Annotated in this window: 14 protein-coding genes; 2 read left to right on the forward strand and 12 right to left on the reverse strand. The window is 42.3% G+C overall.

Translation table 11 applies throughout. From position 1 onward, the window contains the following. Positions 1-204 precede the first annotated feature (204 nt). Both AC4PHB_RS05380 and AC4PHB_RS05385 read right to left on the reverse strand, forming a co-directional pair. Positions 205-1,071, reverse strand: coding sequence for a DMT family transporter (locus AC4PHB_RS05380; protein ID WP_492137598.1), 867 nt, complete (start codon positions 1,069-1,071; stop codon positions 205-207). A gap of 12 nt (positions 1,072-1,083) precedes the next feature. Beyond that, positions 1,084-1,515 (reverse strand): DUF1893 domain-containing protein, encoded by a 432-nt coding sequence (locus tag AC4PHB_RS05385; protein WP_492137599.1) that lies wholly within the window; start codon positions 1,513-1,515, stop codon positions 1,084-1,086. Positions 1,516-1,653: 138 nt separating this feature from the next. On the opposite strand from AC4PHB_RS05385, the gene mnmH reads away from it, so the two are divergent. Further along, positions 1,654-2,679 (forward strand): tRNA 2-selenouridine(34) synthase MnmH, encoded by a 1,026-nt coding sequence (gene mnmH, locus AC4PHB_RS05390; protein ID WP_492137600.1) that lies wholly within the window; start codon positions 1,654-1,656, stop codon positions 2,677-2,679. Positions 2,680-3,007: 328 nt separating this feature from the next. Here the strand turns inward: mnmH and ftsH are convergent, their stop codons facing one another. From ftsH to AC4PHB_RS05415, 5 genes are all read right to left on the reverse strand, one after another. Then, a complete protein-coding gene (gene ftsH, locus AC4PHB_RS05395) occupies positions 3,008-4,825 on the reverse strand; it encodes an ATP-dependent zinc metalloprotease FtsH (protein ID WP_492137601.1) in 1,818 nt (605 codons plus the stop codon). A 101-nt stretch (positions 4,826-4,926) separates the two neighbouring features. Next, a complete protein-coding gene (locus tag AC4PHB_RS05400) occupies positions 4,927-5,433 on the reverse strand; it encodes an ECF transporter S component (protein ID WP_492137602.1) in 507 nt (168 codons plus the stop codon). A 59-nt stretch (positions 5,434-5,492) separates the two neighbouring features. Further along, a complete protein-coding gene (locus AC4PHB_RS05405) occupies positions 5,493-6,314 on the reverse strand; it encodes a P-loop NTPase (protein WP_492137603.1) in 822 nt (273 codons plus the stop codon). A 21-nt stretch (positions 6,315-6,335) separates the two neighbouring features. Next, positions 6,336-6,725: a DUF134 domain-containing protein gene (locus AC4PHB_RS05410; protein ID WP_492137604.1), complete on the reverse strand. Its 390-nt coding sequence runs from the start codon at positions 6,723-6,725 to the stop codon at positions 6,336-6,338. Positions 6,726-6,809: 84 nt separating this feature from the next. Then, complete coding sequence (locus AC4PHB_RS05415; protein WP_492137605.1) at positions 6,810-7,466, reverse strand: Crp/Fnr family transcriptional regulator; 657 nt, start codon at positions 7,464-7,466, stop codon at positions 6,810-6,812. Positions 7,467-7,554: 88 nt separating this feature from the next. On the opposite strand from AC4PHB_RS05415, the gene AC4PHB_RS05420 reads away from it, so the two are divergent. Beyond that, the gene (locus AC4PHB_RS05420) at positions 7,555-8,169 is read left to right on the forward strand and encodes a 4Fe-4S binding protein (protein WP_492137606.1); all 615 of its coding nucleotides are present in this window, start codon (positions 7,555-7,557) and stop codon (positions 8,167-8,169) included. A gap of 26 nt (positions 8,170-8,195) precedes the next feature. Here the strand turns inward: AC4PHB_RS05420 and AC4PHB_RS05425 are convergent, their stop codons facing one another. The 5 genes from AC4PHB_RS05425 to AC4PHB_RS05445 form a co-directional block, all read right to left on the reverse strand. Next, positions 8,196-8,426 (reverse strand): glutaredoxin family protein, encoded by a 231-nt coding sequence (locus tag AC4PHB_RS05425; RefSeq protein ID WP_128425721.1) that lies wholly within the window; start codon positions 8,424-8,426, stop codon positions 8,196-8,198. A 319-nt stretch (positions 8,427-8,745) separates the two neighbouring features. Next, complete coding sequence (locus AC4PHB_RS05430; protein ID WP_492137607.1) at positions 8,746-9,192, reverse strand: Hsp20/alpha crystallin family protein; 447 nt, start codon at positions 9,190-9,192, stop codon at positions 8,746-8,748. 99 nt (positions 9,193-9,291) lie between these two features. Next, the gene (locus AC4PHB_RS05435; RefSeq protein ID WP_492137608.1) at positions 9,292-10,389 is read right to left on the reverse strand and encodes a threonine synthase; all 1,098 of its coding nucleotides are present in this window, start codon (positions 10,387-10,389) and stop codon (positions 9,292-9,294) included. A gap of 38 nt (positions 10,390-10,427) precedes the next feature. Continuing rightward, the gene (uvsE, locus tag AC4PHB_RS05440; protein WP_492137609.1) at positions 10,428-11,675 is read right to left on the reverse strand and encodes a UV DNA damage repair endonuclease UvsE; all 1,248 of its coding nucleotides are present in this window, start codon (positions 11,673-11,675) and stop codon (positions 10,428-10,430) included. A 12-nt stretch (positions 11,676-11,687) separates the two neighbouring features. Further along, positions 11,688-13,772 carry a stalk domain-containing protein gene (locus AC4PHB_RS05445; RefSeq protein WP_492137610.1) on the reverse strand — a complete coding sequence of 695 codons (2,085 nt, stop codon included), beginning with the start codon at positions 13,770-13,772 and terminating at the stop codon, positions 11,688-11,690. Positions 13,773-13,797 lie beyond the last annotated feature (25 nt).

Below are 13,797 nucleotides of genomic sequence, written 5' to 3' on the forward strand. Positions count from 1 at the left end.
ATAAAAAAGACCACATCAAATTAGCTGCGGTCGGTTACGTCATTGGCTCCATATGAGGTAGACGTCCAGGTTACGCCTCATACTTCCTAGCCCCCAGTATAATCTTATTCATTTGTGATTTATATACCCCGAGTATATCACTTTAATCCGATATGTGGTTATATTTGGGTTTTTTTTCAATTTTATTTCGGTTTTGTCACGACTTTAAATTTGATGTTTTACAGATTTATCTTTTTCGATTTGATAATAATGGCTTGATACGAACCCTCTCCACACAATCGTTCCTACTACTATTATACCCCCTAAAAACGACATAAATCCTGGTTTTTCGCCGTTGTATAGAAATACCCAGATGGGGTTTAGAATGGGCTCCAGCACCATTATCAATATAGTTTCCATAGCAGTAAGATGCTTGATCGCAAGAGAGTAGAATATATAAGCGAGACCAAGCTGAAACGTGCCAAGAAGAAAAATTCCTATAATATTTTGCAGATTAAATGTCGCTCCTACAATAAATGGCACACCAATTGCAATGGTTATAAGATGACCAAGTAGTGTAGTTTCAACCGGAGATCCATCCTTTTGAAATCTTAGTGATATGGTCACACCAGCTAAAGCTATACCGCTGATAACCGCTACAAAATTTCCTTCAACACTTCCTCCTCCCATATCATCAAGGAAGAAGAGGAGCATGCCTGCTCCCGTGAAGATTATTGCTATTATGTCGTACCATCTTGGTTTTTCCTTGAGTATCATGGCTCCAAGTATTGCAACCCAGATTGGTGCAGTAAACTGCAGTATTATTGCATTGGCTGCTGTTGTCAGCTTATTGGCAACAATAAAAAGTATTACCATTGATGAATAGCAGATAGCTCCCGATACCTGAGCCTTCGAAAAAGTAAATTTAGGTTTCTTGACATACAGCCAGACAACTGCAGCAGAAAAAACAGCTCTTGAACCCGCTATTGCCATTGAGGGCATGTCGATGAATTTTAGAATTATTCCCCCCGTGCTAAGAAGGACTGCGGCGATAACTATCTGAAGGATCGCAATTTTCTTTTCTCTGCTCAAAGTGACACACCTCTACTTTTTCATGCCTACCTTTACGAAGAATTCTTCAATTCCCTCGATCAAGCCGTCAACATCCTGAACCCCTCGGGAAATTTTTTCAATAGGACACATGTCATCCCCTTCTCTATTCAGTATAAAGGGTACTCGCTTACCATACTCAACAAGGATGGGAAACTGGTCAAGGACCTCAATTGCAGCATCGCTTATCAGATCTGTGTAGACTCCCTTCACTCCACCTTCAGCAAGAAGCATGGCCGCTGCCTTTCCGGTGACTCTGTCTGCTATATAGGCTCCGTCAAGATGATGCAGCTCTTTAGTATATACGTCATATATGGGCTTGATGCCTCTATCTACAGAGGTTGCCATGGGCTCTCCATTTTTCATTACTACAAGCTTAAGGTCATTATCATACAAATATTTCTTTGCTAATTTTAAATTGTCCATTTCTTCACTCCTTTGTTCTTATCTATACATTCTACAACAAATGATATCATTATAAAACACCCATTTTCATTTGCTTTACTAATAGCTTTTTTGATATATAATATTATAGTGGCAAATTTGAAGATCAAGAGGTAGATTATGTATACTGATATCAAATACGAAGACCTGAGAGACAAGCTCTCTTCAGGCGATTACATTATAATAGACGTTAGAACTCCCCTTGAGTTCAAGGAGGAGACTATTCCTGGTGCAGTAAATATCCCTATCTTCACCAATGAGGAAAGGGCTGAGATAGGTACTGCCTATGCTCAGGAAAGTGTAGACAAGGCGAAGACCCTTGGGATAGAGGCAGTTTCAAGAAGGCTGCCTGAAATGTTTACTGAGATCCTTAAACTGAGCAAGACCTATCCCCACCTTGTCTTCTTCTGTGCAAGAGGAGGCTTCAGAAGCTCCAGCATCGTATCTTTACTGCGCAGCCTTAAGATAGGTGCTTTAAAGCTTGATGGGGGCTACAAGGCCTACAGAGCCTTTATAAACGAGAACCTGCCAAAGGAAGCTGAGCTTGTTGAGTTGGTGGTGCTATATGGGAATACTGGGACAGGCAAAACTCAGGTTCTGGATGCACTAAGAGCTCAGGGAGCTGATGTGCTTGATCTTGAAGCCTGTGCCAATCATAGGGGTTCAACTCTTGGTGCTGTAGGATTAGGTGAGCCAAATAGTCAAAAAATGTTTGAATCACTGCTATATGAGGAGCTGTCAAAGAGAAACGGGAATCTTGTTTTTACAGAGGGTGAAAGCAAAAGGATCGGCAGGTCTGTTATCCCTGAATATCTTTTTGAGAAGATTAAAACCGGGAAGCATGTAAGGGTAACTGCTCCGATGGAGACGAGAATAAAGAATATAATGGCTGACTATATATACGAAACTGACGATGAGTTGATAGAAGCCTTGAATCATCTTAGAAAATGGGTGGGGAATGAAGCAATCGATAGATATGTTTCTGAGGTTAAGGCTGGAAATTATCCTGTGGTCGTCGAGGCGCTTATGAGGGATTATTATGATCCAATGTATGAGCACAATCCTAAGAATTATATTTTTGAGGTTGAGAATTTGGACCCGGAAGAGACTGCAAAAATTTTGAGAGCAAAATTTTTGAGTGAATAGGCTATAGAAGAAATTGACAATTGACAATGGACAATTGACAATGGAAGGCAGATCCCTCCACGTTGGTCGGGATGACAGGGTAAAATGGTCGGGATGACAGAATTAAAAGATAGCTAAGAACTAAGAGCCAAGAAATAAGAAAAAGATGAGATTCCTCCACTTCGGTCGGAATGACAAAACGGGCAGACAGGGTCGTCTGCCCCTACTAAACAGGGAATGACAGGGAAAGAACATGAAAGATAAAAACAAGATCCTTCGTTTCACTCAGGATGACAATAAGGGCAAGCAATGCTCACCCTTCCGCTACCTACTAACTACTATCTGCTAACTACTGCTTTTGTAAGATTTCCATAAACTGTGCTCCGGTGATGGTTTCCATTTCAAGCAGATAATTTGAAAGCTCACGAAGCTTGTCTATGTTTTCAGTGAGTATATCCTTTGCCCTTTGGTGGGCATTTTTTATTATAGCCAGAACCTCTGCATCTACTCTTGATGATGTCTCGCTTGAGCAGGTGAGTGCTGTGTCTCCTCCGAGATACTGACTGGTCTGTGTTTCCAGCGCCATCATATCGAAGGTTTCGCTCATTCCAAAGCGGGTCACCATCGCACGAGCTATTTTTGTAGCTTGCTCGATATCATTTGAAGCACCTGATGTTATGGAGCCGAATACTATCTCCTCTGCTGCCCTTCCTCCGGTTAAGGTAACGATCTTATTGAAAAGCTCCTCCTTGCTCAGAAGAACACTTTCCTCTTCCGCTACCTGCATCGTATAGCCAAGTGCTCCTGATGTCCTTGGGATTATTGTGATCTTGTGTACCGGATCTGAATCTGTCTGCTTTGCAGCAACCAAGGCATGTCCGATCTCGTGATAGGCAATTATCCTCTTCTCCTTGGTTGATATGACTGCTTGCTTTCTTTGGTAACCTGCCAATACTACCTCAACTGATTCTTCCAGATCTAACTGATTTATCTTTTCCCTTCCCATCTTTACGGCTCTAATAGCTGCTTCGTTTACCATATTTGCAAGCTCTGCTCCGGATGCTCCTGCTGTTGCCCTTGCTATTGCGTTGTAGTCCAGATCTGGCTCGACCTTGACCTTTTTAGCGTGTACCTTCAATATAGCCTCTCTGCCCAACAAATCTGGCAGCTCAACAGGGATTCGCCTGTCAAATCGACCTGGCCTTAACAATGCTTTATCGAGGGATTCAGGTCTATTGGTAGCAGCAAGAATTACCACTCCCTCCTTGCCGTCAAAGCCATCCATCTCTGTTAAAAGCTGGTTAAGGGTCTGTTCTCTTTCGTCATTGCTGTTAAATCCTGAGGTATCTCTCTTTTTCCCTATGGTGTCGATCTCATCTATGAATACTATACACGGAGCCTTTTCCTGTGCCTGCTTGAAAAGATCTCTAACCTTTGCTGCTCCCATACCGACGAACATCTGCACGAATTCTGAGCCTGAAATTGAGAAAAACGGTACCTTAGCTTCCCCGGCAACCGCTCTTGCAAGAAGAGTCTTACCTGTTCCCGGAGGACCCACAAGGAGTGCTCCTTTTGGAAGGTTTGCACCTATATCCTTATATTTCATGGGGTTGTGAAGGAAGTCAACGATCTCCTCAAGGGCTTCCTTCGCCTCCTCCTGCCCTGCCACGTCGTCAAAGGTCTTACCGGTCTTTGATTCGACATATATCTTTGCATTGCTCTTTCCAAAGGAAAGTACGTCGTTGCCGCCCATCATCTTCTTTTGCATGTATCTTGAGAAAAGCTGGCCGATCGCCACAAATATGGCTATTGTTATGAGCCATGAGAACATTTGGCTGGCAAAGGTTGGTGTTGTATCGGTTACAACTCTTGAGAAGGTCACTCCGGCTGAATACAGTCTATCCACCAGTTCAGGGTCGTCCATTGTACCTGTCGTAAACAGCTCAGGATCCTCTCCCTTGCCCTGGAGGTATATCTGTTTATCTTTTATCTCTACGACGGCTATCTCGCCATTCTCGAGCTTCTGTAGGAATGTTCCGTAGTCGATGGGCTCGAACTGTGACTTCATCATTCTGGGGTACACATATGAGTTCAACAGGATGACGATGGCCATGGCTATAACATAGTAGTACATTATCGGTTTCTTGGGTTTGTTTAATTTTTTCATAAATTTCTCCTTATTTTACAGACGTATCGATTAAGTGAAGTATAGTTCAACCCTCACCGATAGTCAAGTGATGGTTTTGTGAAATCCTTGTGATGATTTTTCTAGAGCTTTACATGTCTTCTCAATAGCTTTACAAGGGGCGGTATAACAGCAAGCTGAATAAGTATTCCTGGAAGACCTGTTATTATCGCACCCTTTAGAAATGGGATTGGCGACATCTGAGCACCAAAGCCTTTTGAAAGTATGAATACGACGATACCTGCTGCTACCCTTCCATCGATCATACCTGCTAGAAGAGGAATATATACTCTGCCGTTTAGAACCTTGCCGATATATCCTGAGGAAAGTCCATATACTCCAAGCTCGAAGATCATGATTGGAAGCATGGGGAACATCGGGGGCATTCCTGTTAATAGACTGCTTAGTATTGGCGTAAGAACCCCAACTAAGAGACCTGATAAAGGTCCTAATAAAAGCCCTGCCATAAGTACCGGTATATGCATGGGCAGGAATATTTGTCCTCCCATGTTGAAGCTGTGAAATATCATTGGGAGTAATATCCCCAGTGCCACAAACATTGCTGAAAAAGCCAATTTTTTAGTATTCATCGATTCCTCCTGTCATTATTCGAAAAGAGACTGGCAAACCAGTCTCTTTTTATATTCTATTATAAGGCAGCTGCAAGATCATCAAGAACGCTTACGTCTATATGCTCTATTGCTCCATTATCGACTGCTGCCGCAATATTCGGATTTATCGGTACTCTTGCATAGTTTAGGATCCACTGCTCTGCAGCAACCTCCTCCACTCTGCTTTCGCCAAATACATTTATTTTCTTGCCACAATCCGGGCACTCAAGATAGGACATATTCTCGACCAACCCAATTATCGGGATGTTCATCATCCTTGCCATTTTAGCTGCCTTGGCAACTATCATGGATACCAGTTCCTGAGGTGATGTAACTACGATGATACCATCTATTGGTAGCGACTGGAATACAGTCAATGGAACGTCACCAGTTCCCGGAGGCATGTCCACGAACATGTAATCAATATCTCCCCACTCCACGTCAGTCCAGAATTGCTTTACTACACCTGCAACTATTGGCCCTCTCCAGATTACAGGATCAGACTCATTCTCAAGTATGAGGTTTACTGACATTATTTTTATTCCGTTATCGCTTATTCTAGGTATGAGGCTTTTGCCGTTTGAGACTGCCTTACCGTCGATCCCAAAGGATTTTGGTATGGAAGGTCCAGTTATGTCAGCATCCATTATTGCTGTTTTGAAGCCTTTTCTGTTCATGTTTATTGCAAGCATTGAAGTTACAAGAGATTTTCCAACTCCACCCTTACCGCTTACAATTCCAATAACTTTTTTTACGTTGCTTACGTCGTTCATCTTTGCAGCAAACTCGTTGTGCGCAGCTGTTCTGTCGTTGCACTCCACACTGCAGGTGCTGCAGCTGCTGTTACAGGTTTCACTCATTGCTAAGCCTTCTTTCTATTATTATTCCTGACTTCTATACATCCCCTGGTGTCTTCTTCTTTGTCTGCCAGGTGACATTTTGCAGTTTCTGCAGAAGAAGTGGTCCTGCTCGTCATCAGAACACAGCTTGTATGATCCACCCTCTATTTTAAGGGTCACTCCCTCAACAATTGCCTCTGCAAGCTTCTTACGCGCTGAAATGTATATCCTCTGTACTGTTGTACGAGCAACATCCATTCTGTCGGCGCATTCTTCCTGCATCAAGCCTTCCTGATCTATGAGTCTTATTGTTTCATACTCCTCAACAGACATTACTATCTCATCTCCGGTTGCATGTCTTCTGTTGAGTGGTCCGAATAGATTTGTTTCCGGTAAACAGCATACCTTCCTTGCTTTCATTGGTCTTGCCAATTGTCTCACCTCCATACCCTACCATTATACCATGGATTAGAATAGGTGGCTATATAATTGATAATTTTTATCAGATTATAACAATCATTTTAAATTTATGAGCCTAATCCTTCTTCCTTCCATTTCGATCGATCCTTCTCTTTGCATCTGCGTGAATATCCTTCCAAGTGATGATCGATTTACTCCAAATTTGGCAGCTAACTCTGTCTTTGAGCAGTCAAGAACTACCTGATCATTCTTCTGAGTCTCGCTTAGTAATATCAAGTAATCCTTAATATTTTGCTTAATTGTTTTTCTTGATATTCCAGATATCCAGCCGGTAAAAGAATCGGATCGGTCAGAAATCATTCTAATAAGTCTGAATACAAACCTTGAATCCTCAATACACAGATCTCTGATGATTTTCTCAGGTATATTTATGATCTCTACATTACTGGCTGCAACAGCTGTGAATGGATATGACCCTGAGCTTGAAAAAAAAGCATTTGCGCCCAAAGAATTTCTGGCGAAGAGCTTTGACATCGTCAGGTAGCTCCCATCCTCGTTTATTCTTATGATCTCAACCTCACCTTCGACAATCAGGTCAATTCCATTACACCTCTCATTTTGGAAATGTATCACAGATCCTTTATGGTAATTCTTGCGCACTGGATTTAAGAATTTGAAATAGGTGTTAAGTGCTGATGGATCAACGTCCCTGAAAAGATCCGTGTTTAATACAGCTTTAATAATATCATCCAAGCTTAATACCTCCTGTTGCATATGCAACATTTTTTTAGAACAATGTCTATTATAATACAATAAAATGACTATAGGAAGGACTGATTCAATGAAACATCATCTGAGAAAAGTCGTACAATCAGTGCTATTAATTCTATTCGTATTTCTAATCATTACTGGCAGAGTCCAGCTTTGGATGGCGTTATTCCTTGTCGGGATAGCAGCCTCATTTATTTTTGGAAGATTTTATTGTGGGTGGATCTGCTCGATCAACACTGTTATGGAATGGGTGTCTGCATTTAAAAAGAAGTATGGGATCAGAAACAGGAATATCCCTGAATTTGTCAAGAAGCCATTTGTCCGATGGGCATTAATAGCTGCCTTTATCGGCGTATTTGCTATCACAGTAAAGACAGGTAAAAAGCTTCCTGTTTTGCCCTTCCTTTTCATCACAGGCATAGGCTTAACATTTTTCTTTCATGAAGAGCTTTGGCACAGATTTCTCTGTCCCTACGGAAGCCTGCTAAGCTTAAGCAGCGGCATGGCTAAAAAAGGGATGTCTATTGATGAAGAAAAATGTATAAACTGCGGTGCCTGCGCCAGAGTATGCCCTGCACTGTCTATTGAAAAAACTGATACACATCATATCATAAGCAAGAAAGACTGCCTGACCTGTATGAAGTGTGAGGTCGTCTGTAAACCTAATGCGATTAGCTACAAATGAGAATTCACCCTTTCGGGTGAATTCATTTATAATCCTAATATTTGATCTATGCTAGCTTTGTCGAAGCCTACTATGATCTGTCCATTGATGTCTATTACTGGTACTCCTCTTTGACCTGACTTTTGGACCATTTCCACTGCTTTGTTGTAGTCCTTGGAAACGTCATAGTCTGTAAAGCTTATGTTCTTTTGGTTTAGGTAATCCTTTACCTTAGTGCACCATGGTCAAGTAGGTGTTGAATAGATTATTACATTCATTGTATTTCCTCCTTTGGAGTTAGTTTTTATACATATACCTTGAAATAAGAGTTTCTAATCAGAATTTGGTTTTTATAAGAGAAAGTTATTAGCTTATTGAACTTCGCTATTAAAAAAGATAAAGATAAATACTGAGATTCCTCCACTTCGGTCGGAATGACAGGGGTAGTGTGGTCGGGATGACAGGGTCAAAGGATAGTTAAGAGTTAAGAGCCAAGAGTTAAGATTAAGATTCTTCGCTGCTGCTCAGAATGACTGAAATTCATGGATTTAAGGGATGACGTAAAAAAGCGGGGGTTTGTGCTTCCCCGCTTTTTTGTTATTCGATCTCGATTTTGCTTTTTACTTCAAGCTTTTCAGCCTTTGGTATTGTTATAGTAAGAACACCATTATCCAGCTTGGCTTTGATCGCATCCGGTGCTGCATCTCCAAGGTATACGGATCTGCTCATTGAGCAGTACCTTCTTTCCTTGTGGATGTAATTTTTCTTCTCTTCGTCTACCTTCTCTTCTCTCTCAATTGAGATCCTGAGCTGACCGTCGTGTATATCGAGGGATATTTCTTCTTTTTTTACGCCAGGAAGCTCAGCCTCGATAACATACTCCTTCTCCTTATCCACCACGTCCACCTTGAAGGTGTCCCTGACCAGGCTTCTTCTAGGCATAAAATCGTCGCTGAAGAAATCATCCAGCATACCATAGAAATCACCGAAGCCCGGACCCATCAACCTGTTTCCTTTTTTGTTAAAAGGTATCAAGCTTGCCATGATCAACAACTCCTTTCTATTGGTTTTTGTTAGCACTCTCTTGTGTTGAGTGCTAATCCTTTTGGATTGATTTTATTATACAACCGTTAAAAATATATGTCAACTACTTTTTATGCCTGCACCACAGAAGGGCATGACCCATAGCCTATCTCCATTTTCAGCCATTATCTTCAAGTAGGCAGCGTAGTTTACAGCCGAAGTTATTTCCACATAAATGCCTTTAGCTGCCAATGTGGCGCGGGCCTTAAGTGTCTCCTCATCCTCGATTACAACCATATCTCCCCCATATCGTCTGATTACTTTAAGTATCTCTTCTCCTCTGGCAGGAGCTGATATGGCGATACCTTCTGCCACAGTACCTGTTGACTCTATTATGGGTACCACATCAAGTCCATCCTTGAATGCCTTATAGATAGGAGCACAACCTGATGCTTGAACGCCTATTATCCTAGGCCATTTATCTATAAGCCCGGCATTCTGAAGCTCTGAGAATGCTTTTTCAGCTCCCAGTATAAGAGTTCCATTGCCCACGGGGATTATAAAGCCATCCGGGAATTTTCCTCCAAGCTGTTCAAATACCTCATAGAAATAAGTTTTAGTACCCTGGTAGAACAAAGGATTATATATGTGACTGGCATAGAATGCATCGTTATTCTCCACATACTCCCTTGCTGCAGCGCCTGAAGCTTCTCTTGGTCCCTTTATGAGGTTTATCTCAGCTCCATGTGCCTTTATTTGGGCAAGCTTCTTTTCTGAGGTTCCCTCTGGTACAAACACGCTGCATTTTATACCTGCACGAGCACTGTAGGCAGCCACTGCTGTGGCCGCATTTCCGCTGCTGTCTATGGCAAGGCTTTTAAATCCCATCCTTTTTGCATGGACCACCAGCATTACTGCTCCTCTGTCCTTGAAGGATAAGGTGGGCATAAAGTATTCAGCCTTACCCATCAAACCCTCCTGCACTTTGACAAGAGGTGTGAGACCTTCACCCATTGTTATCTCTGAGGCTTCTTCAAGCCCATAGGGCAAAACCTCCTGGTATCTCCATAGGGAAAGGTCCTTAATATTTAATTGTTTGCCAAAATCAAAAGCTGCATCGGTTGACACTAGATCTAAAAGACCGCCACATTTACATATGTATACCTTTGTATTTTCTGGAAGCCTCTCACCACAGCTGTTACATACAAACTCTATCATAAAACACTCTCTCCTTACTTATAAAATAGGTGCATTTATTATAGATGAAAGTAATAGGATTTTTGAAGATACTTTTCATCATATTTTTCAACCATAGACCACAGCTTTTTCTTGGCTGCACTAAGTGATAAAGTGTCATTTGAAGCGGAATCAATGGTCTTTGCGTACCATGTTCTTTCCTTATCATCAGCGATGTCCTTGAAGTACCCCCATACATGCTCAAGTGCGTTAACCGAGGTTCCCAAAGTTGGGGCTGTTTCCAGTGCCTGGTCTAAGAGCTTATAGAACTCTATTACCGGATATGAGGACTTATCCTTAAGAAGCTCTCTTATTTCCTGGTAAATCCTAGGTGAGCTCTCCAGAACATTGTACTTATATCTGCTCCATTCCTTCTCAAGCTGGATTATGTTCTTTGTATCAAGAGCATTTATCGCCTTTGCAGCTGACAGGTTCTTGTCCTTTACCTCCAGCATTATGTCGAAGTCTATTCCAGAGTTTTCTTCAATATACTTCAGGAATTCAGCGACGTCTATTGTTCCTGAGTGTGCACCAGGATTCTTATTGCCGTCCTGTTGTGAATAATGTATCTTTTGAACCCCGTCTTTTTGCTTCCAGGTTTTGCTTGCTTCTTTGATCCATGACAAGTCAGATCCTCTATTGCCGTTGACCTGGTGGTGAAGGTTGTCAAATACTACCGGGATACCGTTCTTTGTTCCAAGCTCAAGTACATCCTCTATAGTGTATGACCTGTCATCATTTTCAATAACAAGCCTGGACTTAATAGAATCCTGGAGCTTATCCCAGTTCTCTGAAAAAACATCCATGGCAGACTGTTTATCCCCATAAACTCCTCCCACATGTAAAATGATCTTATGGGCTGCATCAGTCCCCAGTGCCCCTAAAAATCTAACATGATATTCCAGGTCAAGAATAGCTCGGTCGACGACCTCTATTCTAGGTGAATTGAGGACAGTGTATTGACCTGGATGCATGGAAACCCTTATGTCATAAGCTTTTAGTTTACGACCTAAAGCAGCCAGTTCCTCCTCAAATTCCCCTTCCCACTGGAGTGTGTTGATGGGACTTGAACCAAAGGGTATGATATCAGAGCTTATCCTAAGCATATGTATACCGGAATCTCTGTTATAATCAAGCATCCTGTCAAGTGAAGCAAGGTTGTGGGCTATCAATTCCCTCAACCTTGCTTCGGTGGCATTTTTTTGTACAGTTCCTTTTATATCTGTATAGGGTATTCCCCTGGTCAGGCATGCATAGCCTATTCTCATAGTAATTCCTCGCTAAAATATTATTCTGTCAAGCTCCTGAAGGTTATACTGGTTAACAAGTCTTATGAGCTTTAGTGGATACTGTGGATCTGTTGCGTAGCCTGCTCTCCTTATAGCCCAAGCTCCTGAGGTATAGTCGTGCATAACATCCCTGAATATCTGGTATCTTGCTGCATTAAGAAGCAAGGCCTTGTGGTCATTCCAGCTTTCCTTAGGATCCTTATATGCCCTGAACTTGGCATCGATCCTGTAGGTCACTCCGTTATATACCTCCCAAGTGTTTGAAATTACATAATCCTCGTTTCCTTTTTGCTTAATGCCGAACAGGTTATTTGACTTCTTTCCGGTGTATTTGTCGCTTGGTACACTCTGCCCCCAGCCGGTCTCCAGAATTGCCTGAGCTGTCTGTATAGCAGCCGACATTCCTGTCTTTTTCATCGCTTCCACAGCCATACCAGATGCAAAGCCCAGGAACTTGTCCTTTTCTATTATGCTATAAGGTCCGTATAGCTTTCCGGTATATACTTTGAATTGAACTGATTCGCTTCTTAAGGCGCTGCCGTTAAAGCTGCCCTCGACATGAATTCTCCAGTCTCCTGTATCGGTTGGAAGTGGAGCATATGGAGTTTCTGCAAAACCTGCAGACGGAAGGATCGTTCTCTTTTCGCCAGTCTTGATATTCGTTAAGACATACTTTATATTTGTTACATCAACATTGCTTCTATAGTTTAGCTTCGATGCTCCGGTAATGACCTCGTTTGGTCCGATACCCAAGAATTGAATTCTGGGACTTCCATCCACCTTTACACTTATGGGATTGCTTGTCCAGCTTTGTCCAAGGGTGTCTGTTACTCTTACCATAAGCTCCTTATCCCCTGAATATTGAGGTCCAGGAAACCAGGTATACCCTCCGTATGGTATGGTGGCAAGGGCTATTTCTGCCCCTGTCGCCTTGTCCCTTAAGACATAGGTCGTATCCTTTACATTAAAGTTTCTGGATGCTATTAAAGTTACCGGCTTATTTATAGTCATCCCCTGTGTTACGCCAGAAAGAGATAGCTTCTTATCCACAGAGACTGACAGCTGTATGGACCTGCTGTCATAGCCCTTCATAGACATATCATAGGCAGTCAGCTTGATGCTATAGCTACCCTGCTGCTCAAATGATGGATCCCAGGTGAAGGTTCCATAAGGATCCAGTTCCTTGTATTTAAGAACATTCCCATTGTTTAAGTTCGTCATGGTATAGGTTACCGAATGGGGAACAAAGTTCAGCTGAGGAGTCATTTGGACTGCGCTGCTTACAGTCATATTGTCATAGATACCGCCGATAGAAACCTGTGGCATCACTTGAACTGAAACAGGTATGACATCAGATGCTATCAAAACTCCGTTTGAATCATATAGCGCTGCTGCAAGAAGCTTGCTGCCATTGTCCTCTACCTTTGGAATATATGTGACCTTCCCTGAAGACCCGGTGCCTCTGGCGACTACAAAGCCCTTTGCATTTGACCTGTCTAACAGCATAAGTCTTACTTCATTACCCTTTGAGAGCTCCTGTGCTCCTATAGAATAGGAAACCTCTGTGGTTCCGGTGATGACTATGCCTGCTGCAGGACTTGTGATACTCATGTTGAAAAATGGCTCCATGATCGAGTTCTTTGAGGAATCAACATATACCGTCCTAGTTTCATTCTTCCAGTCGATCCCGATATTCAGAGCGTTGCTTATTACTCTCAAAGGAACGTAGGTCCTGTCATTTATTATCTTTGGTGCTACGTCTGAGACCATTGCTCTTGCGCCGTTATCAAGCTGTATAAGCCTGCTTCCAACTATGAGTACGATCTTCTTCCCGTCTTTTTCGATTGAGACGGCTCTGTTAGTGTTATCCCAGCCTACCTTGCCGCCCAGTTCCTCTGCGACAAATCGAACGGGAACGAGGGTCCTGTTGTTGTCGAGTATTGGTGCTGACATATGGGTAATATCTCTACCATTTACCACAAGCCTTATCGGTTCAGCTGCGTATGCTTTTGCTGATGTTATCAATGATGCTATTGCTATAACCATTAGTAAAACTATCGATTTGATCTTCTTCAATGCTATTGCACCTCCCAATGCTTCT

The organism is Gudongella sp. QWL-04, from assembly GCF_058683975.1.